General features: G+C 58.7%; 27 protein-coding genes and 1 riboswitch. Of the genes, 2 read left to right on the forward strand and 25 right to left on the reverse strand.

Annotation, left to right across the window (positions count from 1 at the left end):
- Window positions 1-296: 296 nt before the first annotated feature.
- Window positions 297-1,151: a DMT family transporter gene (locus PAE68_RS13735; protein WP_281887739.1), complete on the reverse strand. Its 855-nt coding sequence runs from the start codon at window positions 1,149-1,151 to the stop codon at window positions 297-299.
- Window positions 1,152-1,263: 112 nt separating this feature from the next.
- Window positions 1,264-1,356, forward strand: a riboswitch (cyclic di-GMP riboswitch).
- A 14-nt stretch (window positions 1,357-1,370) separates the two neighbouring features.
- Here PAE68_RS13735 and PAE68_RS13740 point away from each other — a divergent pair.
- The gene (locus PAE68_RS13740) at window positions 1,371-1,553 is read left to right on the forward strand and encodes an aspartyl-phosphate phosphatase Spo0E family protein (protein ID WP_281887740.1); all 183 of its coding nucleotides are present in this window, start codon (window positions 1,371-1,373) and stop codon (window positions 1,551-1,553) included.
- 267 nt (window positions 1,554-1,820) lie between these two features.
- On the opposite strand, the gene PAE68_RS13745 is transcribed toward PAE68_RS13740, so the two are convergent.
- The 19 genes from PAE68_RS13745 to PAE68_RS13835 all read right to left on the reverse strand — a co-directional run bounded on the left by PAE68_RS13745 (window position 1,821) and on the right by PAE68_RS13835 (window position 19,030).
- Window positions 1,821-2,660, reverse strand: a complete 840-nt coding sequence (locus tag PAE68_RS13745; protein WP_281887742.1) for a (2Fe-2S)-binding protein — start codon at window positions 2,658-2,660, stop codon at window positions 1,821-1,823.
- Between the two features lie 130 nt (window positions 2,661-2,790).
- Window positions 2,791-3,084 carry a hypothetical protein gene (locus PAE68_RS13750; RefSeq protein ID WP_281887744.1) on the reverse strand — a complete coding sequence of 98 codons (294 nt, stop codon included), beginning with the start codon at window positions 3,082-3,084 and terminating at the stop codon, window positions 2,791-2,793.
- 191 nt (window positions 3,085-3,275) lie between these two features.
- Window positions 3,276-3,665, reverse strand: coding sequence for an SMU1112c/YaeR family gloxylase I-like metalloprotein (gene gloA2 / locus PAE68_RS13755; RefSeq protein ID WP_281887745.1), 390 nt, complete (start codon window positions 3,663-3,665; stop codon window positions 3,276-3,278).
- A 19-nt stretch (window positions 3,666-3,684) separates the two neighbouring features.
- Window positions 3,685-4,119, reverse strand: coding sequence for a DUF350 domain-containing protein (locus tag PAE68_RS13760; RefSeq protein ID WP_281887748.1), 435 nt, complete (start codon window positions 4,117-4,119; stop codon window positions 3,685-3,687).
- A gap of 13 nt (window positions 4,120-4,132) precedes the next feature.
- Window positions 4,133-5,548 (reverse strand): glutathionylspermidine synthase family protein, encoded by a 1,416-nt coding sequence (locus PAE68_RS13765; protein WP_281887750.1) that lies wholly within the window; start codon window positions 5,546-5,548, stop codon window positions 4,133-4,135.
- 54 nt (window positions 5,549-5,602) lie between these two features.
- Entirely contained in the window at window positions 5,603-5,878 is a 276-nt protein-coding gene (locus tag PAE68_RS13770) for a hypothetical protein (protein ID WP_281887752.1), read from the reverse strand.
- A gap of 107 nt (window positions 5,879-5,985) precedes the next feature.
- On the reverse strand, window positions 5,986-6,441 hold the full coding sequence (locus tag PAE68_RS13775; protein WP_281887754.1) for a hypothetical protein: 456 nt from the start codon (window positions 6,439-6,441) through the stop codon (window positions 5,986-5,988).
- A gap of 477 nt (window positions 6,442-6,918) precedes the next feature.
- Complete coding sequence (locus PAE68_RS13780; RefSeq protein WP_281887756.1) at window positions 6,919-7,461, reverse strand: YhjD family protein; 543 nt, start codon at window positions 7,459-7,461, stop codon at window positions 6,919-6,921.
- Window positions 7,458-8,726 carry a DNA polymerase IV gene (locus PAE68_RS13785; protein WP_281887757.1) on the reverse strand — a complete coding sequence of 423 codons (1,269 nt, stop codon included), beginning with the start codon at window positions 8,724-8,726 and terminating at the stop codon, window positions 7,458-7,460. The genes PAE68_RS13780 and PAE68_RS13785 overlap by 4 nt, the downstream gene beginning before the upstream one ends.
- 122 nt (window positions 8,727-8,848) lie before the next feature.
- Window positions 8,849-9,037 carry a hypothetical protein gene (locus PAE68_RS13790; RefSeq protein ID WP_281887758.1) on the reverse strand — a complete coding sequence of 63 codons (189 nt, stop codon included), beginning with the start codon at window positions 9,035-9,037 and terminating at the stop codon, window positions 8,849-8,851.
- Window positions 9,038-9,274: 237 nt separating this feature from the next.
- Window positions 9,275-10,030, reverse strand: coding sequence for a hypothetical protein (locus PAE68_RS13795; RefSeq protein WP_281887760.1), 756 nt, complete (start codon window positions 10,028-10,030; stop codon window positions 9,275-9,277).
- A gap of 197 nt (window positions 10,031-10,227) precedes the next feature.
- Window positions 10,228-11,166 (reverse strand): aspartate/glutamate racemase family protein, encoded by a 939-nt coding sequence (locus PAE68_RS13800; protein ID WP_281891196.1) that lies wholly within the window; start codon window positions 11,164-11,166, stop codon window positions 10,228-10,230.
- A gap of 143 nt (window positions 11,167-11,309) precedes the next feature.
- Complete coding sequence (locus tag PAE68_RS13805; protein WP_281887762.1) at window positions 11,310-11,876, reverse strand: LOG family protein; 567 nt, start codon at window positions 11,874-11,876, stop codon at window positions 11,310-11,312.
- Window positions 11,877-11,936: 60 nt separating this feature from the next.
- On the reverse strand, window positions 11,937-13,286 hold the full coding sequence (locus PAE68_RS13810; protein ID WP_281887764.1) for a right-handed parallel beta-helix repeat-containing protein: 1,350 nt from the start codon (window positions 13,284-13,286) through the stop codon (window positions 11,937-11,939).
- A 99-nt stretch (window positions 13,287-13,385) separates the two neighbouring features.
- Window positions 13,386-13,673, reverse strand: coding sequence for a stage VI sporulation protein F (locus tag PAE68_RS13815; protein ID WP_281887766.1), 288 nt, complete (start codon window positions 13,671-13,673; stop codon window positions 13,386-13,388).
- 100 nt (window positions 13,674-13,773) lie between these two features.
- Window positions 13,774-15,831, reverse strand: coding sequence for an ATP-dependent DNA helicase RecG (recG, locus tag PAE68_RS13820; RefSeq protein WP_281887768.1), 2,058 nt, complete (start codon window positions 15,829-15,831; stop codon window positions 13,774-13,776).
- A 12-nt stretch (window positions 15,832-15,843) separates the two neighbouring features.
- Window positions 15,844-16,695, reverse strand: coding sequence for a DegV family protein (locus tag PAE68_RS13825; protein ID WP_281887770.1), 852 nt, complete (start codon window positions 16,693-16,695; stop codon window positions 15,844-15,846).
- Between the two features lie 58 nt (window positions 16,696-16,753).
- Window positions 16,754-18,592 (reverse strand): DAK2 domain-containing protein, encoded by a 1,839-nt coding sequence (locus tag PAE68_RS13830; RefSeq protein ID WP_281887772.1) that lies wholly within the window; start codon window positions 18,590-18,592, stop codon window positions 16,754-16,756.
- A 75-nt stretch (window positions 18,593-18,667) separates the two neighbouring features.
- Entirely contained in the window at window positions 18,668-19,030 is a 363-nt protein-coding gene (locus PAE68_RS13835) for an Asp23/Gls24 family envelope stress response protein (protein WP_281887773.1), read from the reverse strand.
- A 172-nt stretch (window positions 19,031-19,202) separates the two neighbouring features.
- Between PAE68_RS13835 and rpmB the strand changes: the two genes are divergently transcribed.
- Entirely contained in the window at window positions 19,203-19,391 is a 189-nt protein-coding gene (gene rpmB, locus PAE68_RS13840; protein ID WP_281887774.1) for a 50S ribosomal protein L28, read from the forward strand.
- 264 nt (window positions 19,392-19,655) lie between these two features.
- On the opposite strand, the gene spoVM is transcribed toward rpmB, so the two are convergent.
- The 5 genes from spoVM to pknB form a co-directional block, all read right to left on the reverse strand.
- Window positions 19,656-19,736, reverse strand: coding sequence for a stage V sporulation protein SpoVM (gene spoVM, locus PAE68_RS13845; protein ID WP_014652194.1), 81 nt, complete (start codon window positions 19,734-19,736; stop codon window positions 19,656-19,658).
- Between the two features lie 324 nt (window positions 19,737-20,060).
- Window positions 20,061-20,315, reverse strand: a complete 255-nt coding sequence (locus PAE68_RS13850; RefSeq protein WP_281887776.1) for a hypothetical protein — start codon at window positions 20,313-20,315, stop codon at window positions 20,061-20,063.
- 4 nt (window positions 20,316-20,319) lie between these two features.
- A complete protein-coding gene (gene rpe / locus PAE68_RS13855; protein WP_281887778.1) occupies window positions 20,320-20,979 on the reverse strand; it encodes a ribulose-phosphate 3-epimerase in 660 nt (219 codons plus the stop codon).
- 2 nt (window positions 20,980-20,981) lie between these two features.
- Window positions 20,982-21,917, reverse strand: coding sequence for a ribosome small subunit-dependent GTPase A (gene rsgA / locus PAE68_RS13860; RefSeq protein WP_281887780.1), 936 nt, complete (start codon window positions 21,915-21,917; stop codon window positions 20,982-20,984).
- Between the two features lies 1 nt (window position 21,918).
- Entirely contained in the window at window positions 21,919-24,084 is a 2,166-nt protein-coding gene (gene pknB / locus PAE68_RS13865; RefSeq protein ID WP_281887782.1) for a Stk1 family PASTA domain-containing Ser/Thr kinase, read from the reverse strand.
- Between the last annotated feature and the right edge of the window lie 4 nt (window positions 24,085-24,088).

Below are 24,088 nucleotides of genomic sequence, written 5' to 3' on the forward strand. Positions count from 1 at the left end.
GAAGCCAGCATGAATTAATATTTACCAAATTCCCAGTCACTTAGTGCGATGTATTTCGACCGAGCATACTTCCCCTTCTGCGTATCCACTTCACTCATCGTGTCGTGATTGCGCGACGGCTGCTCCATGCGAGTCTCTCCTTTGCGAGGTCTGGTATCGGGGCACCTGTGCAGCTGCTCGGAGCATAATCGATTAAGCGTCCGCCGCAGAGCAGCAGCTGAAGTAAGACCGGGCCTGCAATCTCCGAGCGCACAAGCTCATCCAATCGGATCGCGGGTCCCGGTCTTATTCAACACCTACCTCGGGCGTGCTGGGGCACCTCGGTTAATCCAATAGATACTCATGCCCACGAGCACCGCTCCGACCGCCGTCTCCGCGTGGATCGGCTCATCGAGAAGCAAGTATCCGCACAGCACACCGAACAAGGGAGCGAGGAACAAGTACGCGCTCGTACGCGCCGGGTCCCCTTGGGAGAGCAGATAGAACCAGAGCGCAAACTGAACGATCGATCCGATAATTGCTAAGTACAGCAGCGACGTGACGGATACGACATGGATAGACAGCTTAATATCCTCCACAAGCAGACTGCTGCCAGTCAGCACGAGCCCTCCGAATAGCATCTGGTACGCCGTCAGCACCCATATGCTGCAGAACGACCCGAACCGCTTGACCAGCAGTGTAGCTACGGCCCAGCTGATCCCGCCCATCAGGCCGATCGCCGTACCGCTGCTCCATTGGGACAAGCCGAGTACGACCATCCCCAACGCTCCAATCCCAACGCCAGCCCATTGCAGCGCACGATATGTCGTCTTGAGCCATAGGCTGCTCAGCAAGACGACGAACAGTGGATTCATGAACGTCAGAATCGATGACTCTCCCGCCGTAATCGTCCGCAGGCTGACGAAGATGCAGCCCATCACCCCGACCGTCTGGAACAAGCCGATGACGGCGATTTTGCCCCAATCGATAAGACATCTGGGGTGCTCATACTTCACAACGAATATAGCCATCAGACCACCGGCCAGCACGAAGCGCAAGCCAGCTAGCAGCAGCGGGGAAATATGCGCCACCCCGATCTTGCCGACGACGAAGGAGGAGCCCATCAGGGCGGTCGTTACGATGAGCAGGGCTGCGAACATATAACGGTTCATAGTGGTCACCATCCTGTTCAGACTCAAAAAAAATGGATATGCTAAAATTGTCCAACCGCACATCTATTGACAAATACAGCGCTTTACTCGACAATATGCTTAATTGTCACATCCACGATACTAGCAAACTTGTCGAAAGGCAAGGGCGCAAAGCTATGGGTCTACCGCGCTTGCTGGATAGCGCCACGATCGCCAGGCTGCCGAAAGGATGATTTTATTATGGTTGTACCTACCTCGCTCGACTATCAGATCGAGTACATGAAGCAGGAATTGGTCGACGTCGCTCTCAGCTATCAGATGAACCTCCAGCACGCCCGTGTGCTCGCGGTCAGTGAGCAGCTGGACAAGCTTATTGTTCAGGCACAGATGTTGAGGCGGAGGCTCGTTCAGTCAAGTCCATAGGGAACACCGGCAGGGAGGCGCGATCGCGCCTTCTTCTTTGTTGTATATGCTTATCGTCGGTACACGTACGCTCGTTACGAGATAGATGGACAGCATATGCAAAAAGCAGCCATAGCGGACGTCGAACGACGCCGAATATGGCTGCTTAGGGTTAAGCTTAGGGCTAAATACAATGACGTCATGGGAAGAACAGACCGCCTATTGCGACAGATGCACAACTCGGGACGTGCTTGCGCAAGCGCAGGTTGAACCCACCTAGTCTGCCGACTACTGGGCAGCCTGCTGCTGTGCAAGACGCGCCTCTGCACGCCGCTCCGCACGCTGCGCCTCAGTCATGCGCGGACACGTATAGCAATAAGTGCCGCCCTCCGTCTGGTAGTACAGGCAGCAAGCGTTCTTCATCTTCACCTGCTTCGAGCTGTCCTTCATATCCTCGATCAGGCGCACCTTCACATCGAGTGGATTGCGGGAACGGCCGAACACGTCAGCCGGCAGCTCCAGGCACAGCCTGCGGTAATCGTCCTTGATGATCGCCTGAAGCTCCTCATCGTGCGTCTCCTCCAGCCACAGCGGTACCGTGTAGTTGAAGCGAGTCGGCAGCTGCCCCCATAGCGAGCCGACGTCTGTTCCGGTAGCTGCAGCCGCAGCCTCCAGCATCGGTCGCAACGTGCGACCATACAGCTCGACCCATGTCTGCTGAAGCCACTCCGCTCTGGACGGAGGAGGCTCCTTATGAGTAGTAGACTGCTGAAGCTCGGGCCCGAGCAGCTTGAACGAGAAGACGGCGTAGTCCCCCTTCTCGTATAGCTGAAGCTCGAGCTGCTCAGGTGTGAAGCTCAGCGCTGTATCATAGATCGAGCAGCTGTATAGCTGAGCCAGCGCCGCATAGCCGAACCAGCCTGCCAAGTACGCCGCTGCCGCAGCAGGCTCCAGCGCCTTGATTCGTTGTCCGTAGATGTCCAGCAGCTGCCGCATCGTCTCCGGATCGGCCAGCTGCTCTGCTCGGCACGCGAACAGCAGCTTCCCCTCGAGATCATGCTGGCGCACTGCAAATCTCGTCTCCAGCTCCGTCCAATTTAGTCGCTCTGCCTTCCGTTGCACATTCATGACTTGAACTCCCCCTGCTCCTGTATAAATCAGCACGCCGCTTCTCGGCATGCATTGATAATGATTTTCAATTTCGATTATAGCAGGGGTGTCCGGTTATTTCCAACTTTTTCTCAACTTTTTTCAACACTTAATCACGGGTCGGCTTATCGGCAAGCTCGGCAATATCCTTCGATTGCGGCAGATCGTTCGAATCGAACTGCTCCTCCGCCTCTCGCGCCTGCCGCCGCAGCTCCTCTCTCTCCTGCAGCAACGCCCTCGGCTCCCGCTTGAACCGCTCCGTCAGCACGCATAGCTCCTCGTAGATCAGATAGAGCAATGTCACGATAGCGGCTATAGCTGCAGCGACGAGCAATGGACCGGCCAACGTAGCGAGCAGCATGAACAACACCATCGTCACGACAAAGTAAAAAAGCACCTTCATTCGATCATCTCCTATTCTTTCGCTAATGTCACTTGCTAACATACTCTGGTAACTGCTTACAGTCGCCATCACAATCCAGCTGCTTTATCTCGACTGAGGAAGCGTCCACAGCGCACAGCTATGAGCTCTTGGCAAATAGCAGAGGCACCGCCTCTCAGCGATGCCCCGTACACGATCTTGCTTAACACTTGCTACCCCTCATACAGCTCCAGCGGAAGCCCATCGGGATCTTGGAAGAACGTAAATCGCTTCCCCGTCGTCTCGTCGACGCGAACCGGCTCGATCTGAACGCCCCGAGCCGCCAGCTCGGCGGCCGTCTGCTCGACGTCATCTACCTCGAACGCCAGATGACGCAGCCCTCTGGCCTCCGGATAGCTCGGACGGGCAGGTGCGTCCGGGAACGAGAACAGCTCGATCTGGTACGTATCGCCGACAACGAGGTCGAGCTTGTAGGAGCTGCGCTCGGCCCGGTACGTCTCACTCTGAACCGTTAGACCGAGCACCTCCGTGTAGAAGTGCTTAGACTTTGCATAATCCGAACAAATAATGGCCGTATGATGAATCCGCTTCAACAATACCATTGTACAGCCCTCACTTCGATTAGTAGCTGATCAGCGAGGCCATGAGCAGACCGGAGGCTACGCTCAGGAAGAAGGAGAACATGCCGACCGACACGTTGCCCTTCGGAATTTCCTTCAGCACCTTGAATGGCGTCAGCAGCTCGAACAGGTAGAAGATGATGATCTGGAACGCAATGCCGATCAGCCCCCATACGATCAGGTCGATAATGCCGACCGAATGGTATACAGCCGAGGCCAGCACGAGCACTTGGCCGAGCAGCTTGCCCCCAATGTCGTAGGCCGCCGCCTTCCCTGCCGCCGCCTTAGCCGGATCGCTCAAGTCACCCGCGTCACGGATCAGATGGAACTCATTGTACGGCGTAACGAGATTGAAGAACAGAATGCCCACACCCACAAGCGGAACCGTCACCCCTAAGTAAATAAGAAAATTAATAATTGTACCGAACTGCTCCATAAGACTGCCTCCTTCAAAGGTTCGTTGCCCGCTGCCACTCCTCTGCGAGCGCGCATGGCAAGTAATAAGATAAGTTGCCCGTAATTCGTCCGCCGACCCTTGCAACGACAGCTGCTGCGCTGCCGTCAATGAGGAAGCACCCCCAGAGCAGACGCCCCTCGAACGGGCCGTTCAGCGTATCGACCTGCACCGCCGGAAGCTGGGCGTATTGCTGGTACACCATCGGCTGCGATGCGTACTCCTGTTCGCCGCTCGCCTCCTCTATAGCACCGTCCGCGCCGTAGATCGTGACGCTGCTCCCTTCGCGTCCGAAGATCGGCTTCGCCACATACGCGACCCCTTCGGGGAAGCACGGCTCGAGATACGTCGGCAGCATGTAGCGTTCGATCGCCTCATGCTCCTCCTCCGTGTAGAACTGCCCCGCCTCATGCAGACTCCAGATTAGCGCCTGCAGCGCCTTCGTCTGCGCCGCAAACCCTGACGGCGGATTGATGATCGCAAGCTTGCGGTCTGCGATCAGCTGCAGCGCATGCTCTCCGGTCGGGTAGCCATCGTCGTCGCGGTCCTCCGCAAGCTTCTCCAGCGCGTGCAGCCGGTACAGCACGTCGACTGGCTCGAGCGGAGGCGCAGGCTGAGACTGCGATGCGTCTGTGCGGACAGCTGCCGACGAGTCGCGGTGCTGCGCAGTATCCGTAGCCACCTCTGCGGCGTGATCAGCTGCCGACGAGCCCCGAGGCGCCAGCAGACGGTCGTCCATCACCCGCAGCTCCTCGAGCGGCACGAATTCGGCCCCTGTGAAGCCCGAACGCTCCAGTAAATACTTCGTCGTGCCCGCATCCTCCTCATGCCAGCCAAGAGCGCTGAATACGATACGCTCCGACGGGTACCCCGCAGCCCGATACAGCTCCAGCATGCGGCCGAACGCAATGGTCAGCCGCTCGCTGCAGCCTTCGTTCGGATCGAGACGTCCGTACGCCTCGCAGATGCGTCCGTTCGCATGGAACGCCTCGACGATGCCGGTCGGCGTATCGCTGTTGAACTCCAGCATCTTGAAGCCGTCTGGCGTACGGACGAAGTCGAACCGTCCGATCATCGTCGGCACCGTATCGTCGAATACGAGCGACAGCACACCGAACGCCTCCCGAGGCAAGCCGAGCTCCGTCCACAGCTCTGGCTCTCCCTGCTGCACGATGCGCACCGTTCGCGCGTAGATGCGTCCGAGCGCCTCTGCGGCCTGGCGCATCTGGGCAAGCTCGCTGGCGCTAATCTCCCCCAGCGCTGCCAGCGCATACTCTTCCCCGTACAGCCGATCCCACGTGAACACACCTTCCTGACGCAGAGACTCATACAGCGCCTCACGCCGCTCGGCATACGTCATGGCGGCCGTCACGCGGACGCCGCTCTGCTGCTTCGCTTGCACCTGTGACATCGCCTCCGTCCTGATCCCGTCATGATCCTCATGCACATCGTCGTCTAGCAGCTGCTACGAGCTGGAGCTTCCGCTGCCGCCGATGCCTCCTTTGCTCACACCTGATGTGGGACTCGATGTCCCGCTCTTAATCTTGCCGCTCGAGCTGCTCGAGCCGCCTCCGTAATAGTAGCCCGACCTGCCCCCACTGCCGTCACAATATCCGTCCCGGTCCCGGTCGATGCAATCCCGATCATCCGAGCATCCGGCCGTTCCGCCGAGCACGAGCGCCGACGCCACGAATAGCGACACCAGCTTCCTCCCACGATCCCCGCTGCCTGTTCTCTTCATCTGCTTCCCTCTCCTCTAGCCTGAACTAACAGGTGTCCATCATGTCCGAGCTTGTGATGGCAAGCCTCGAATTCGGCTGCCTCCAGACGGTTCCATGCCACTTTACCTTAGACTGGAACGGCGTATACGACGTACGTCTCGCGGTCCTCGTCGACCTCCGACGACGTCCGCTGCCATTCCCGGCCCTCCGCCGTCACGTAATCCGCCTGCAGCTGCAGCAGCGCCTCGAGCGGATCGTGGAAGCGCTGCGTCTCCACTAGTCGGTAGTCCGCCGTTCCTTCGCAATACTCCCTCAGCTCCACATGAATGCCGCCCAAGCCAAGCGTAGCGGGTCTTCCCCAAGGCATCGTCCGCTCATCCTGCGCCTCGGTCACATAGACGACATAGCAGGACGGCTCCCGCTCCACCGCGCACGAAGACTTCTCGTACACGCGCCCTTCCTTCACCCAATAATCGCACGCAAACCGGAGCGCCGCCTCATGCAGCGCCATCCGGTCATAATGGAACAAGGCCGGGAACGTACCCGCCCCTTCCGTATACATGCGATACTCGAACCGCGCCATCGCCCGTCTCCTCCTTCTTCGCCTTCGGCTTCATCTAAGGCCCTGCACATGCTCCGCAAGAGCGCACAGCCTCTTGCACCCATCTTCCATACGCGCCGAGCGCGGAGAAAGATTCATTTTTCCGCAGGACCACCTGCATTTCCACGAAAATACACCTTCAAAGCTTAGACGCACGCAGCTGGAGAAAAGTTGCGATCAAGAAAGAGGGCCACGTTGCGCCGTGACTTATTACGAGCTGTGACGGCTGAGACGTACCGAGACGAACTGTGCCGAACGCACACAAGCTGACAGCCACTGACACGCACTGTCACGTACCCTGTGACGACCCGACTCCAGCTCCATCCCGAGCCTCTGACACTCTTGCTCCCTAACTCTCTGGCTCCACAGTTATTCATCACGCCCATCGTCGCCAAGTACAACCTGTCTGTCCTAACAGACAGACGATCCCCTGCAGACACGCGCTAGCTGTACCGTTCTCTACTCCCCCGGCTTCCCCGCCGTCTTGACCGCCTCCGCCGCGCCCAGCCGCTGGAAGATGCCTCCAATATAATCGGACAGCCTCACGCTGATCTCGGCGCGCACCATGTCGCGCAGCATCACGAAGCTGTCCTCATACCCGCGGCAGATGAACCGGTAACGAATCGCCCCGTCGATCTTCTCATCCTCGAACACCTTGATGCCGCGCTGCTTCAGCGACTTGCGCACCTTCGCCAGATCGGCGTGGATCGCATCCATCAGCAGATGCGTCGCGCTCACGTACAGCCGCTTGAGCGGATACGACGACGTCTGGATCGTCTGCAGATTGTTCTCGACAATCGACAGCATGATCGGCAGCAGCGCGCTGCTGCGGATCCACGCCAGCTCCTCCTGCGTCGGCACGTTCGGACGGGCAACTGGAGCACCTTCCACGCCAGCCTCGTCCTGCTTCGACTTCCGCCGCTCGATGAGCGCCTCGCGATGCTCGGGCAGCATCATCCGGCTCGATTCCCAGAGGCCGTTGTTGTGCAGCTTCTTGCTCATTTGTAGTGACCTCCGATCTTGATGCTGCGCTCCCGTGCTTGCCCGGCCTGCAGCAGCGACGAAGCGCGGAGAATGGCCGTCGTGCCGAAGCGGCTTTTGATCTGATCGGTCGTCCGCTCCAGCTTCCGCGTCTTCTCCCGATCATCCAGCAGCGTCAGCTGGTACTCGCCCGCATCGGTCAGCTGCGACAGCGTCACGCCCGCCTTGCGGATCGGCAGCCCGTCCCAATGCTTGTAGAACAGCGTCTTCGCCGCCTCATACACCTCGCGGGTCAGATTCGTCGGGTCATGCAGCTTCATCTGACGATAAAAGCCGCTCGGTCGGTCAAAATCCGCCCCCTGCGCCCCCGCAGACACGACCCACCCGGCATACCCCTTCGACCGGCAGCGGCGGCACACCTCGTCGCTCAGCTCCAGCAGCACGACGTCAATCTCCTCCTTGCGCTGGTAGTCGCGCGGCAGCGTCATCTGATGGCCGATCGCCTGCTGCCTCAGCCCGAACGTATCCGGACTGACCGGACTGTCGTCCATCCCGTTCGCCGTGCGCCAGTACACCTCCGCCTGAATGTCGCTGTTGCGCCCCATGCGCATGCGCAGCTTCTCCTTCAGCTTCGCGAGCGGAAGCTGTGCGACGTCCCCGATCGTATGGAGGCCCATCCGGGCAAAATGCGCCGTCATCCGCGACCCCACCCCGAACATCTTCCCCACCGGCTGCTGCCACAGCAGCTCCCCGACGCGGGCGCGGGGCAGGACGAAGACGCCGCTCTCATTCTTCTTCGCGTAAATATCGCACGCCATCTTAGCCAGCACCTTCGTCGAGCTGATGCCGACGCGCGCCCATACACCCGTCTGCAGCATAATGCGCGCTTGCATCTGCCGAGCGATCTCCTCTGCCGAGCCGAACAGTCGGCACGAGTCGGTAATATCAATGAACTGCTCATCGACGCTGAACGGCTCCACGAGGTCACTGAACCGCTCCAGCGTCTCCGTAATCAGCAGCGATACGTCGAGGTACGTCTGCATGCGCGGACGCATGACGACCAGCTGCGGACACTTCGCCAGCGCCTCGCCCAGCGTCTCCGCCGTCGTCACCCCGAAGCCCTTCGCAATGGGACAGGCAGCGAGCACGATGCCGCTGCGGCGCGCCGGATCTCCGGCCACAGCGACCGGCTGATCGCGGTATTCGGGATAAGCCGCCTTCTCCACACTCGCATAGAAGGACTGGCAGTCCGCCAGCATAATGATGCGTTCTCCGTTACGGGCCATTCGCTTTCCCCTCTTTTCAAGAACACCTGTTCCTATTATATATAGAATACCGAACAAGTATTCGCATTTCAACAGGGAAAATTTTGGGGTTGCACACAAAAAAACCTCGAAGACGAGAGTCCTCAAGGCGTGCCGCGTTTCTTATACACAATAATTGCGATATGAATCAAGCTGCTGACGACGTAAGCCGCCCCGTAGATGATCCAGACGACGAGCAGATTCAGCGGATCGGTGAAAAAGATAAACGCAACAAGCGCAGCCACCACGAACAGCACAAGTCCGAAGCCGAGCGACTGCAATACAGCCTTCATTCGGGACAGCGGCTTCCGCGCCCTGTTGAACGCAAAGATCATGGAGAAGACCAGTGCGAGCACTAGCATGATTAAATCGACGAAGAAGAGATCTACGCAAGCCTTGGGATTGACCCGCCTATCCTCGTTATGAGTGCTCGGGAATCCAGGATTCTAGCATTTTAAGAACCCAGTTAGGGTTGCCGGCCCGATGGGTGGATGCTGCCTCATATGCTCTCAGTCACTTCTTCATTCAAATTAACCACTATTTTTAAGATTCAGTACTCTGTTAAAACATATATAAGATTTTTTGCTTGTATCGAATAAATACACACTTCTAGGATATTCTTTATTGGTTGGATCATCTGATAGGACAAGAGTTGTAGAATTAAGTGAGTATAATACATATAAGTGCTTTTCTTCAATACCACTTGGAATTGGCGATAGAACATACCCCCACTCCCTTTTACTGATTCCTTGTAGATACAAGTTAGATTTTATTAGAACGTAAAATAAAGCAAAAAAGAAAATAATGCAATATGCAAGATTACCCCACCATACTGGTCTATACATTTTCGTCGTATCCTCTATGGCATAGATCTCATACAGTGCAATTGAGAATATGAATATGTTAAGAGAAAGTGTAAGGAACAGTAAAGCGTTTGCCCATTTTCTTGAAAACAAAAATGAATTCTTCAACTTCTTGTCCTTTATTCTCTTAGACAAACAGAGTGACACAGTAATCAAGAGACAAATAGAAAATACGATTAGCAAAAGGGGAATCAATGAATTCATGACCGGATAATCTTTGATTTTTGCAAAAATTGCTGCAAAGAAAATTCCATACGCAATAAAAATAATAAAAAGAAAAACCGACATGAAAGTATTATGTAAGGATTTTTGATATTTAAGCATAAACAATTTATCAAAGTTATTACTTGTGAAACTCCTAAACACAAAAAGAATAGCAGGTATCAACGTCGTACCTAATAGTGTTTTAATTAAAACATCCATAAATCTTCCTCCAAGATAGTTTACGGTTAATTTCACAGACCATAGGTCCGGCCGCGATGCGATGGCGCAGAGTGGTCTGTACAATTCACTTCCTCAAAATCGCTTTGGAGGGGTAGTCTGAGGCCCCGGCACTGGGCACCTTAATAAGTCACTCGGGTTCGTGAACATACGTTTGCCGCTATGAAGCTACCTCAGCCTCAACCCTTCCATTCCGCAATCCGCTCCCCGTCATGCACGTCTTCTCCCACAAACTCCTCCAGCCACTCCCGCAGCCCCGCCAGCGGACCACCGATCCGCACGCCAAGCTCGTCCTCGACGAGCCGGGCGCTGTCCACCATCGACAGCTGCGCAACAGAGACGGCCTTGCCAGGCTCGGCCTCCAGTAAGCGGCGCACAGCAGCGGCCACCTCGGCGACGTATTGCGCCTTGCGCCCCTGCAGGATCAGCTCGAACACGCCGTCTATAACGCGCACCTCGAGCTGATCGAGCGACACGTGCCGGGCTGCGGCGTAATCGCGCAGCCTGCGTAGCGTCCCCTCCACGGTGCCGGGATTCGTAAAGAGCAGCAGCTGCGGCCCGCTTATACGTACGAGGCTGTTGAACAACAGCTCGTCCAGCAGCACGACAGGCACCGGACACCGCGCCTGCTCGTCCGCAAGCAGTGCCGCATACGCCGTACACGTGACGAGCACCGCGTCCACGCCTGTCTGCACGATCCACCGCAGCTGCTCTGCCGCCTTCACCCTCGCTTGCTCCATCGTGAATGGAGCGTCCAGGGCAGGCGGCAGCATCGCTCCACCAGCCTGTGCCTCCACCGCACTCATCGACGCGCCGCCACAAGTCTGCGCCTCTACTACGTCCGCCGCCCCGGCTTTACTGGCCACCGCTTCCACTCCGCCCGCCGCCCTTGCACCGCTCGGACCGCCCGAGCCGCAGCCGCGGCCTCGCACTCCACCAGCCCCCGCCTCCAGCCTGCCAAGCAGACCGATCAGCCCCGGCTCGACGAAGTGAACGAGCTCGAATCGCTCTGCCGGGACAGCCGCCTCCATATACGCAATATTCGAGTAATGCGCGTGCAAACAGCCGAGCTTCATACGCCCACTACGCCCACTACGCCCACCATGCCCTCCGCTCATGAGCTTACCTCCGAATCTCCGGTGTGTGTGTTGTGTGTGTCCGAGTCTCCGAGTCTGTCCACCCTTCTCCCCGCCTCGCCCGCTTCCCCGAGCGATCCCGCCGCTCATCGGCTCACCCCAAGCTCCGCCGCCATCCACAGCCTCTACCTCACAGCCGCCCCCTGCGGCGGCGTATAGGCCGCGAGCCGCTCCAGCAGCCGCGCAGGGTCGGACTCGACGAGGAACAGGCTCAGACTCGTCTCGCGCATGAAGCCCTCGCGCACCGTATGGCGCAGCAGCTCCAGCAGCGGCTCGTAGAAGCCGCGCACGTTCAACAGGCCGATCGGCTTCGCATGGATGCCGATCTGCGACCAGCACGCCGCCTCGAACAGCTCCTCGTACGTGCCGAGGCCGCCCGGCATCGCGATGAACGCGTCGGACAGGCTCGCCATCATCGCCTTGCGCTCGTGCATCCCCTCCACCTCATGGAACTCGGTGAGGCTCATGTGCGCGATCTCGCGGCGGAACAGCCCGCGCGGCATGACGCCGATCGCCCGGCCTCCTGCGGCCAGCGCAGCATCCGCGACGCTGCCCATCAGGCCTAGGCTCGCGCCGCCGTACACCAGCTCGCAGCCGCGAGCGGCAATCGCCTCGCCTAGCTGTACAGCCGCCGCGTTATAGTGCTCATGATTGCCCGGATTCGACCCGGTAAACACGCATACTCGCTTCATCTATCTCATTCTCCCTCTCCTGAACGCCATCTCCAACACGGCCTAAGCGCTAGACCCACTTCAGAACCCGCTCCGCACCGTTCCCTTGCCCTTATCCACGATAGCCTCACCGTTACCCGCTCCGCCGTTGCCGAACACCGCATTGTCCGCGCAGCGGGCCGTCGCCACCCGAATGCCCGCCTCCGTGCAGCGGAACAGCGTGTTGCCCGTCACGACGTTATCGCGCGTCATCGAGCCGCCCTTCTCGCCAGACGTCGTCAGCTCGATGCCGACACCTATCCGACGCACGTCGTTGCCGCTCACCCGGTTCGCATCGCTGTTCACAAGCTCGATGCCGATCGGGCTATCGTCCAGCTTGTTGCCGTCGATCACGTTGCCCGCCAGCCGCTCCGTCTCCGCCGCAGCGTCGCCCTCCAGCCGAATAGCCGCAGCAGCGGCACGCGACACCGCATTGCCCGCCACGACGCTGTCTGTGCAGTAATAGCGCACCAGAATGCCGTGCTTGCAGCTAGACTCACCCTTGCCGAGGCCGGACGCCCGCACCGTATTGCCCTCGATCCGCAAGTACGCGCACCGCTTCAGCGGCGACGACACCGTCACGAGCGTATCGTTGCACAGCTCCGCCTCATTGCCTGCGATCGTCGAATACGAGCAGCCGGCCGCCGCGTAGATGCACGCCTTCTCCAGCTTGCGGAAGCGGTTGCCGCGAACCTCGAGCTGCTCGCCCCCTTCCATATACACGCCGTGCCCGTGGTACGGGTTGTCCGACGTGAACAGCGTAGAGAACGTGCTGTCCGTTACCGACACGTGCCGGCAATCCTTCAGCCAGACGCCGCCCGCGATCATCTCGAACAGACAGCCGCGCACATGCGTATGCTCGCTGTCCTTCAGCTCCACCCCCCGCTCCGTCAGCTGTGAGCTGTCTGTCGACAGCGTGCCGAGCCCCTCGAAGCTGAGCGCCTCGACCGCCGCATGCTTCACCTGGTTGCCGTGTACGACAGGAATACCGATGCGCCCCAGCTTGAGCGTCGTCACCCCTGCCCCCTCACCGAGCAAGCGTACGTTCGACATCAGCACCAGACTGCTGCCGAGCGTATATTTGCCAGCCGGGATGTACACCGTGCCGCCGAACCGACCGCGCCCTGCCGCGAAGATCGCCGTCTGAATCGCCTGCGCATCATCCTCGTGTGGGAAGCCGTTCCCCTTCGCCCCGTAGTCCTTCACATTGAACCAAGGTGCGGTCGAACCTGTCCCAAGGCCCGCGCCCGCTGCCGAAGCCGCTGATGCTTGAGCCGCGCCTGCACCGCGTTCTGCCCCAAGCGCGAAGCCGACCGCAGCCGTCCCCATGGCCGCCAGCAGCTTACGCCGCGACCACCGCGGCTTGTCCGAATTCGTCGAATGCGTCGTCATGTCCATTTCTCCTCCCAGCCCACTGTTATGTATGCTAAATTATAGACCGATCCGACAGATGCTGACAATCCATACGTAAGAAAAAAAACCATGCTCGCCTCAGCGAAACATGGTCCACAGCTTAATCAGATGAAACGTATTGTTCGGATCGATCTTCTGCGAGATCACGAAGCTGACCAGATGCTCCGCCTGCTGGTCGCTGACCTTCTCCCCGAGCGCCTTCGTCAGCATCGCGACAAAGCGGCGAACCTTCGTCCGGTCCTGCAAATCCGCCTTCGTCACGCCCTGCAAAATCATCTTCACCCGTTCCTTCGTCTCCGAATGCTTCATCTTCTGCTTGATGCGCTCCACCTGAACGGGATCAAAGCCGTGTTTGGAATAACTCATGCCGAGCACCTCCCGCAATGCTTCTGTTCATAGACTCATTCCTAGTCTATGATGGAGGGCTTGGTCATGTGTCCCTTTTTTGTAATAATCGAATGAAGAATTAGTCCAGCATCTCGTTGTCCAACACATGCTCGCGCTGCAAATAGCTCCGCAGCGGCGCGTAGACGGCTCCCGTCCAGAAGTCCGTGCCTCGTACAAGCTCAGCCGCATCGTCGCGCGCCTGCTCCATCACCTCGAAGTCCGTCACCATATCTGCGAGACGGAAGTCAGGCACGCCGCTCTGCTTCGTGCCGAAGAAGTCGCCCGGACCGCGCAGCTCCAGGTCCCGCCTAGCGATCTCGAAGCCGTCGTTCGTATCCGTCATCGCCTTCATCCGCTCCTTGCCGACCTCATTCTTCGGATCGGCGATCAGGACGCAGTACGACTGGTGCTCGCCCCGTCCGACGCGCCCGCGCAGCTGATGCAGCTGCGACAGGCCGAACCGGTCCGCGTCGTACACGATCATGAGCGTCGAGTTCGGCACGTCGACGCCGACCTCGATTACCGTCGTCGAGACGAGCACGTGGACGCGGCCTTCGCTGAATTCGCGCATCATCTCATCCTTCTCGGACGCGCTCATCCGCCCGTGCAGCAGCCCGACGCGGTACGCCGGGAAGGCGAACTGCAGCTGCGCATGCACATCGATCGCATTCTGCACGTCGAGCTTCTCCGACTCCTCAATGAGCGGGCAGATGACGTACGCCTGTCGCCCGGCATCGACCTCGCGCCGAATGAAGCCGAGCACCCGCTCCAGCATCGAATGCGGTACTGCGTACGTCTTGATCGGCTTGCGCCCCTTCGGCAGCTCCCGCAGCGTCGAGACGTCGAGATCGCCGAATGCTGTAATGGCGAGCGTGCGCGGAATCGGCGTCGCCGTCATCGTCAGCACGTCCGGGTTCATCCCCTTGCGCCGTAAAATGCTGCGCTGGTTGACGCCGAACCGGTGCTGCTCGTCCGTCACGACGAGCCCGAGCTGACGGAAGTAGACGTCTTCCTGAATCAAGGCGTGCGTCCCGACGACGACGTCGACGAGCCCAAGCTGCATCGAGCCGAGCACATCGCGCCGCTGGCGGTCGGTCAAGCTGCCCGTAAGCAGCGCCGTCTGAATACCGTATGGCTCGAACAGCCGTTCGAGTGAGCGCTTATGCTGCTCGGCGAGAATTTCCGTCGGCACCATCAACGCCCCCTGGTAGCCCGCCTTCACGACGGCGAACAGCGAGACGGCGGCCACGATCGTCTTCCCTGCGCCGACGTCGCCCTGCAGCAGCCGATTCATGCACGCGGGCTTCTGCAGGTCCTCGAGAATTTCCGCGATGACCTTCTTCTGCGAATCGGTCAGCGTGAACGGCAAGGCGCGGACGAACGCCCGCACCGCCGGCAGATCGACCGGGTGGGCGACGCCGTCCGCCCGCTTATGGTTGACGGCGCGGTACGCCTGCATCTTGAGCTGGAACAGGAACAGCTCCTCGTATACCATGCGCCGCCGCGCCCGCTGCCCGTCTGCGACGCTCGCAGGCATATGGAGCAGCGCGATCGCCTGCTTGCGCGGCAGCAGGCTGTACTTGCGCAGCAGCTCAGACGGCAGCACCTCGGGGATGAGCTCGCCGAACTGAAGCAGCGCCTGCTTCATCGTTTGGCGAAGCCATTTTTGCGTGAGCGAGCCTGAGACGGAATAGACGGGCTGCAGCGTCCCTGTCTGCGAGGCGCTCTGCCCCGGCAGCTCTACCTCCGTCACCGTCAGCTGCTGACGCTTCTGATCCCACTTGCCCGTCATGATGATGTCACTGCCTGCGATCAGCTTGTCCTTAATATAGTGCCGGTTGAACCATACCGCCGTAATGAACCACCGATCGCCGGCCACCAGCTTGCACGTCAGACGAGACTTCGTGCGGCCGTACATCTGCAGCTGCGGAATGCCGACGACCTTAGCCTCGACCGTAATGCGGTCGCCGTCCTTCACTTCGCTTAAGTCCCGGAGCGTGTAGTCCTCGTAGCGGAACGGATAATAGTCAAAGAGCTGCCCGACGCTCGTCACCCCAAGCGCGTGCAGCTCCTCGAGCTTCTTCCCCTTCACGCCGACGACCTGCTGCACCGGAACGGTGTACACATCGATCGACATTCTCACTCACTCCTAAGCCGGATAAGCGAATACCGCGATCGTCCCAGGGCCGACATGAGCGCCGACAACAGAGCCGATCTGCGTATACGAGACGCTCTTCACCTGGAAGGCCGCTTCCAGCTGTGCCTGCAGCTCGCTCACATCGCTCTTGTTCTTCGTATAGCCGAACACGAGATGGACTGGCGTATCCGCGAAGTCTTGCTTCAGCAGCTCGCCGATGCGGCTGAGCGCCTTCTTCGTGCCGCGCACCTTATCGACGGAATAGACAAGACCCTCCTCGCTGATCGAGAGAATCGGCTTAATGTTGAGCAACGAGCCGACGAGCGCCGCCGCCTTCCCGATGCGGCCGCCCTTCTGCAAATATTCCAGCGTGTCCACCATGAAGTACACCTGCTTGCGCTGGCGCAGCTCCTCCACGAGCTGGACGATCTCCTCCTTGCTCTTGCCTTGACGCGCTGCCTCGGCAGCCGCGACGACGAGCAGACCGAAGCCGTACGAGGCGGACTTCGTGTCGATGAGGGTCACGTCAGCCGAATCCTCGACCATCGTGCGCGCAATTTGCGCCGATTGGTACGTTCCGCTGAACGCCGAGGACAGGTGAATCGAGAGGATGGACGCGCCATCCGGCTCGCTCAGTCTTCTATACACCTCGACGAATTCAGCCGGGGACGGCTGCGACGTCGTGGGCAGTGCAGGTGACTGCGCCAGCTTATCGTAGAACGTGTCTGCCGTAATATCGACGGCGTCGCGCAGCGATTCGGAGCCGAACAACACCTTAAGCGGCACCATCTCGATGCCTAGCGCCTCCCGCAGCTCCGCCGGAATGTCGGACGTGCTGTCGGTCACGATACGAACTTGGCTCATCGGAAGCCCTCCCTATATACAGATTAGACAACCATGCCGCTAGCGCGGCCAGCACTCGCTATTCAGCCGAAATAATATAATAGTACAGCGGCTGCCCGCCTTCATGCACTTCCACTTCCACATCGGGATGCGCCTCTTCGACGTACGCGGACAGCTGCTGCGTCACATCGTCCGACGCCTCCGCTCCGGTGTACAGCGTCAAGATCTCCGCCCCGTCCGCCAGCAGGCTGTCGATCAGCGTCTGGCATGAAGCGGTCAGATCCGGTCCTGAAGCGACGATGCGGCTGTTATGAATACAGATGTAATCGCCCTGCTTAATGTCGATGCCGTCCATCTGCGTATCGCGCACCGCGTACGTCACCTGACCGGCCTGCACCTGCTGCAGCGCCTGGCGCATCTGCTCGTCATTCTCGTCCGGCTCGGCGCCCTCCTGGAAGGCGATGACAGCTGTAATGCCTTGCGGAATCGACTTGCTCGGAATGACGATCACCTGCTTGTCATCAACAAGCTCGACGGCCTGCTGTGCGGCCATAATGATGTTCGAGTTGTTCGGGAGCACGAACACGGTACGTGCAGCCACCTCGGAGATCGCCTTCACAATGTCCTCCGTGCTCGGATTCATCGTCTGGCCTCCGTGCAGCACACGGTCAACGCCAAGGCTGGTGAAGATGCCAGTCAGCCCTTCGCCGGCCGATACCGCTACGAAGCCGTATCGCTTCAGCTCCTGCTCTGGAGCCACAGCAGCCGAGCCGCTCACCTGATCCATACCGCCAGTCTCCTCTACCGCAGCTTCTGCCGCATAGGGTGCAGCTGCGTAGCCTTGACTATGATCCATCTCAAGGATGTGGGTATGTTGGTCGCGCATATTCTCAATCTTGATCCGGCTAAGCTCCCCATACTTCTGCGCATGGTTCATGACCATTCCCGGATATTCCGCATGAATGTGTACCTTCACGAGGTCGTCATCCGCCACGACCAGCAGCGAGTCGCCATGCGCCGACAGCTCCTCGCGGAACTGCAGCTCATTGAACGGAAGCGCAGCCGTCTTCTCTGGATTGAGCGTCACCATGAACTCCGTACAGTAGCCGTATTCAATGTCCTCCGTAGCCAGATGCGCCTGCGCGCTGCGCGGCTCATGGCCACCGTGGACGGTCACACCCTGCGCCCTCTGTTGTTGCACAGGCTCCAGCAGCTCGTCAATCGGCTGTACCGCGCCGAAGGCGATATACGGCATATCCGCAGGCGTCTCGAACTCAAGGCCCGCTTCGTCGTCCATCGCCGCCTTGAAGCCCTCGTAGATGAGCATCAAGCCTTGGCCGCCGGAATCAACGACGCCGACCTGCTTGAGCACCGGCAGCATGTCCGGTGTACGGTTGAGTGTATCCTGACCAGCACGCAGCAGTTCCGCCATCACCTGCATGATGTCCTTCTGCCGCTTGGCGGTCGTCACGGCCTGCTTGGCCGACTCCTTCGCCACGGTCAGAATTGTGCCCTCCACCGGCTTCACGACCGCCTTGTAGGCCATGTCGACGCCGTTCTGGAACGCAGCAGCTACCTGCTCAGCATTCGCTGCAGGAAGGTCCGTGACCGCCTTGGCGAAGCCGCGGAACAGCTGGGACAGTATGACGCCCGAGTTGCCGCGAGCGCCCATCAGGAGCCCCTTCGCGAGCGCCTCCGCCGCCTTGCCGAGATGCTCGGACGGCTTGCGTCGAAGCTCCTCGACACCGGAGGTCAGCGTTAGATTCATATTAGTGCCTGTATCCCCATCGGGAACAGGGAACACGTTCAAGGCGTTCACCCGGTCAACGTTCTGCTTCAGCCGGAGCGCCCCAGCCTCCACCATCCGGATAAAATCGTATCCATTCCATTCGATAAAGCGCTTACTCAAAAAGACCATTCCCCTTCCTGCTCCATGCCAGCGCCCGGTACCCGGGCGCACTCGCTGCCGCAGCCTTTATGTATTGCTGTTGGATTACTGTGCAATCCGCACACCCTGAACAAAGATGTTGACCGTCTCCACCTGAAGACCTGCCACCTCGCGGAGTACATATTTCACCTTCGTCTGCACATTGTGGGCGACGACCGAAATTTTCGTGCCATAGCTCACAACAATATATAGATCAATGGCCAGTATGCCGTTCTCATCGCGATGAATCTCAATGCCCCGGCTTAAGTTTTCTTTACGGAGAAGCTCAGCGATCCCGTCCTTCAGCTGATTGCGCGAGGCCATGCCGACCAAGCCGTAGCAATCCAATGCCGCCGAACCGGTAATTGCCGCTACAACCGCCTCTGTTACAAAAATTTTCCCATAAGGTGAAGCCATCTCGATAGCCATCCTCAGACCGCTCCTTTAAATTGAATTGCGATGGACTACGATACATTGTACTATAACTGTCACAAGAAATAAATAAACAGCTGCAGAACCATTGCGTTGACGGAATATTTTCGCTATGCTATTATAGTTAAGTATGTTTTGGAAGCGCGATAGCTTTAAGGAGGTGTCATAGATGTCCCGCAAATGTTTTATTACAGGCAAGAGCCCTCGCTCCGGTAACCATGTATCCCACGCCAACAACAAGGCGAAGCGCACATGGGGAGTGAACGTGCAGAAGGTACGCATCCTCGTGGACGGCAAGCCGCAGCGCGTTTGGGTAAGCGCTCGTGCTTTGAAATCCGGTAAAGTAACTCGCGTGTAACGCTGCGCTTGCAGACAAAAAGCACCTGTGCTCAGGTGCTTTTTTAACGTTTTCTTAGACAAGAAAACGAGACTCAGGCCCCCGCAGCCGATCTTCCTCGAGCAGCCGCGGTCGGCGTTAGGTCGTGGTCATGCCTGTCTGTCGCCGGCCGCCTGTCTCGCGTCTAGCGCGATCGTTCTATCTCCTCCAGAGAACGTCTCGGGAAACGAACAGAGACGCTCGGGCAGGCTCGCAAGACGCCCCATCCGTATGCGTGCATGCGATTTAGTTTTTGCTGAATGTATTCAGTACCGCCTTCACGAACCCACCTAGAAACTTCGGAAGCTTGATTGTGTAAAACTTCATCCTGAACCCTCCCTCCGGGCTTTGCTCCGCCAAAGCCGCCTCATCAGCATATTTCCCGGCTTGCACCATCAGCAGCCGTTTCATGAGCAGTATATTCCAGCGCCCAGTATGATGTGACTGACCGTGATGCGAAGGAGCTTGAATATCTGCATCACCCGAACGTTTATTAAAATCATATTGTGACGGCGCTCTCTTTATGCCTTCCGAGTGCAAACAAGTTGTAGAAGGACGACACGTCTGACGCCAATAGTTATGCGAAAAAACCGTACCCCGCGCGATGAAAAAGGCGGAATACGGTTAATGGGTTCAGCATAAGGCTGAAGGCTACGAGGTTGGAAACGGATGCTCCTGCAGGTACAAATACACGGCGTAAAAAAAAGTGTATACAAAGTAAAAACCAATCGCTGACGCGAAGAAGGCAATCTTCATGCCTCGGGAATCGGTCGCTTTAAGGAAACGAATGCCCAAGTAAAGCGCGAGCAACGAAAAAATGAACTTATATAACTCCGTAATAATGGAGAACAAAAACAGCAGTCCCCCGCACAGCAGCGCATATCCGAGCATCTTAAGCTTACTCATCGCCCTAACGCTCCTGTCCGCGGATGGCGGCGATCGCAGCGGCGCGATCCTTCTGCCCGAACACAGCGTTGCCCGCAACGAGCACGTTCGCTCCCGCCTCGATCACTTGCTTCGCCGTCTCCGCGTTAACGCCGCCATCCACCTCGATGTCGATATGGTGCAGGCCGCGGGCGTCGAGCATGTCGCGCAGCGCGCGGATTTTGCCTAGCATCGCCGGAATGAAGCTCTGACCGCCGAAGCCTGGGTTAACCGTCATAACGAGAATGAGGTCGGTCATCTCTAGCGGCGCATATTCCAGTACCGTCAGCGGCGTAGCCGGATTAAGCACGATGCCGGACTTCACGCCCAGCTCCTTAATGCCGTACACAGTGCGGTGCAGATGGACGCACGCCTCCGCATGAACCGAGATGAGGTCAGCCCCCGCCTTCGCGAAGGCAGCCACGTAGCGGTCCGGATTCTCGATCATCAGATGAACGTCGAGCGGCAGCTTCGTCCGCGGACGTAGCGCTTCGACCACGAGCGGCCCAATCGTCATATTCGGCACGAAGTGGCCGTCCATGACGTCGACGTGCAGCCAATCCGCTCCACCGCGCTCCACATCAGCGACCTCCTCGCCTAGCGCGGCAAAATCAGCGGACAATATCGATGGCGCAATTCGCAGCATCGTTAATACCTCCTTTTTTGCTCCCGGATCTCCTCCAGAAACTGTATATAACTAGAATAACGGGAAGCGGCGATTCGCCCGTCCTCCTTCGCCTCCTGCACCTTGCAGTCTGGCTCATGCAGATGAAGACAGCCGCGGAAGCGGCACTCCGCCGCCAGCGGCGCGAACTCACGGAAGCACGAGCCGAGACTATCCGCATCGACCTGCAGGAAGTCCAGCTGGCTGAAGCCCGGCGTATCGGCGACGATGCCGCCTCCAGGCAGCCGCAGCAGCTCGACATGGCGCGTCGTATGCTTACCTCGGCCGAGCTTCATGCTGATCGCATTCGTCTCCAGCCGCAGACCCGGAATCATCGCATTGAGCAACGACGACTTGCCGACACCGGATTGGCCAGCGAATACGCTGATCCGCCCAGCAAGCCGCTCCACGATCTCCTGAACGCCGATTCCTTCGTGCGCACTCGTCACAATGACCGGATAGCCGATCGATTGATACAGACGAATGACGTCCTCCAGATCGCTCTCTCCGCCAGTTGCGCCCTTATCCCCATGCTCAGAGTCTGAGCCGCTGCCCGGCAAGAGATCGCGCTTCGTCAGACAGATGATCGTATCGAGCCCTGCGCTTTCCGTATGGACGAGAAATTTATCGAGCAGCGGAACGTTCATCGCCGGCTCGCTGATCGAGAAGACGAGTACCGTCTGATCGACATTCGCGATCGGAGGACGCACGAGCTCGGAGGAGCGCGGCAGCACTTCCGTTACGGTGCCCTCGCCGTTATCCGTCAGCTCATAGACGACCCGATCTCCGACGAGCGGTGTAATGCCCCGCTTCTTGAACACGCCGCGCGCACGGCATTGAATCGATTCCGATTCGCCGCTCGTCTCCGACAGCACATAATAATATCCGCTTAATGCCTTGACGATCAGTCCGTTTGGCATATTACTGGTTCCGTCCTCCTGTAGTGGAATTGCCCGTTGCTCCGCCGCCGGTCTGCGTACCGGATGAGCCCGTGTTACCGGAATCGGCGCCTTGGCGTCCTGATCCCGCAGCAGGCTGCTCCTCCTCGTCATCCGTGCTCGGCGTGCCTGTGCCCGGTGTGACGGGCTTGCCGCTCTTCTGAGCGAGATAGTCCTGATAGGTCACCGTAATCAGATCGGCGATGTTGTTGTCCACCTTCACCTGAATGAGCGCATTCTTGTCCGGCGATACAATGAGCTTCACCTGCAGCATCTCGGTCTTCGTCACGTTCGTCAACGTCTGGTATTCAAAAGGCGTATCGTAAGCCGCATCCGTAAGTATAATCTTCACCGTGGAAGGCTTGCCCTCGCGCGCCGGCTTGATCGGAATATTAACCGACATCGGCCCCGCCTCCGCAGGCAGCCCGGAGCTGACCGTGAGCGAGATCTCGGTACCCGGAGGGGTATTCTCGTTCGCCTTGAACGGGAATTGCTCGACGACCTTGCCTTTCGACTGCTTGTAGCTCGCTTCATACGTAATGCCGTCCTTGGCAAGCTTCAAGCCGCTGACGAGCAGCTTGTTCTTCGCCTCGTTCTCGGACAGGCCGATCAGGTTCGGCATCGGGATCGACTCGCGGCCCTTGGACACAACAAGCTTGACCATGACCGCCGCAGGGTCGGTGAACTCCTCTCCTGCTGCCGGCGTCTGGCTGACGACGGTATCCGGCTCCTCGTCGAAGTGCTTGGAATCGATCACGATGTTGCCAGGCAATATGCCGAGCTCCTTGAGCCTTGCGGTCGCGGCATTGAGCGTCAGCTTCGTCACGTCCGCCATCTGCTTCTTGTCCGGTCCCTGGCTGACGAACAGCTGAATCGTCGAGCCCGCGTTCACCTTCATGTTCGACTGGCTCTGGCGAATGACCGTATCCTTCGGCGCATTGGCCGCATCCTTCACATATTCGAAGCTCGACTGCAGCTTCGCCTCCTGCAGCTTCTGCTGCGCCTGCACGAGCTGAAGACCGACGACCGTCGGCACGTCGACGCGCTCGATCGTAAACTGCTGCTTCACCGCGCCGACCGCGTACCACATGCCGCCCAGCAGGGCGAGCAGCACGACGATGATGATGACGGGCTTCACCCACCGGTTGCGCCGACGGGCAGGAAGCTGCTCCTCATCGTCCTCCTCATCGTCCTTCGGAGCGGCCGAGACTGTACGCTCAGAGCGTTCAGGCAAGCCGTATTGACCCGGCCTCAGCGCAGGCATGACGCGTGTTCGCTCCTCGTCGAGCTCGTCGTCATCGAGGAAGCTTACCTTCGCCTCATTGCGACGCGAGGGCGCGAGGCACGATTCGAGATCAGACAGCATCTCCTTCGCAGAGCGGTACCGCTCCATCGTGCTTTTGCGCATCGCGCGTAGAATGATGTTCTCGACGCTCTGCGGGATGAGCGGGTTCACCTTGCGCGGCTCCTCCACATCCTCCTGCAGATGCTTCAGCGCCACGCTGATCGGGCTCTCCCCAAGGAACGGGAGCTTCGCCGTCAGCATCTGGTACATCACAATGCCCAGTGAGTACAGGTCGGATTGCTCGCCAGTCGGCGTTCCCTTCGCATGCTCCGGGGAGAAGTAATGAACGGAGCCGACGACCGAGCCGATCTGCGTAATCGTCGACGAGGTGACCGCGCGGGCGATGCCGAAGTCCGTCACCTTCACACGTCCGTTGCGGCCGATCAAGATGTTATGAGGCTTGATGTCCCGGTGAATGATCTGGTTATGATGCGCGTGGTCGAGAGCATCGCATATTTGACCTGCAATATGTACCGCATCCTCGATCTGCAAGGGCGCCTTCGCCTTGATCAGATCGTTCAGCGTCGTGCCTTCCACATACTCCATCACGATGTAATGGACGTCCTCTTCCTGTCCAACATCGTAGATGCTGACCACGTTCGGGTGCGATAAGGAGGCGGCGGCTTGTGCCTCGCGGCGGAAGCGCTGGATGAATTCCTCGTCGTGCACATATTGCGAGCGGAGCACCTTCACAGCCACATGACGATGTAATAAAATATCGAGTCCCTTGTATACAATGGCCATTCCGCCGCCGCCGACACGCTCCAGAATTTCGTAACGTCCTCCTAGCTGTCTGCCGATCATACCG

It is taken from the genome of Paenibacillus sp. YYML68 (assembly GCF_027923405.1).
Lineage (GTDB): Bacteria > Bacillota > Bacilli > Paenibacillales > NBRC-103111 > Paenibacillus_G.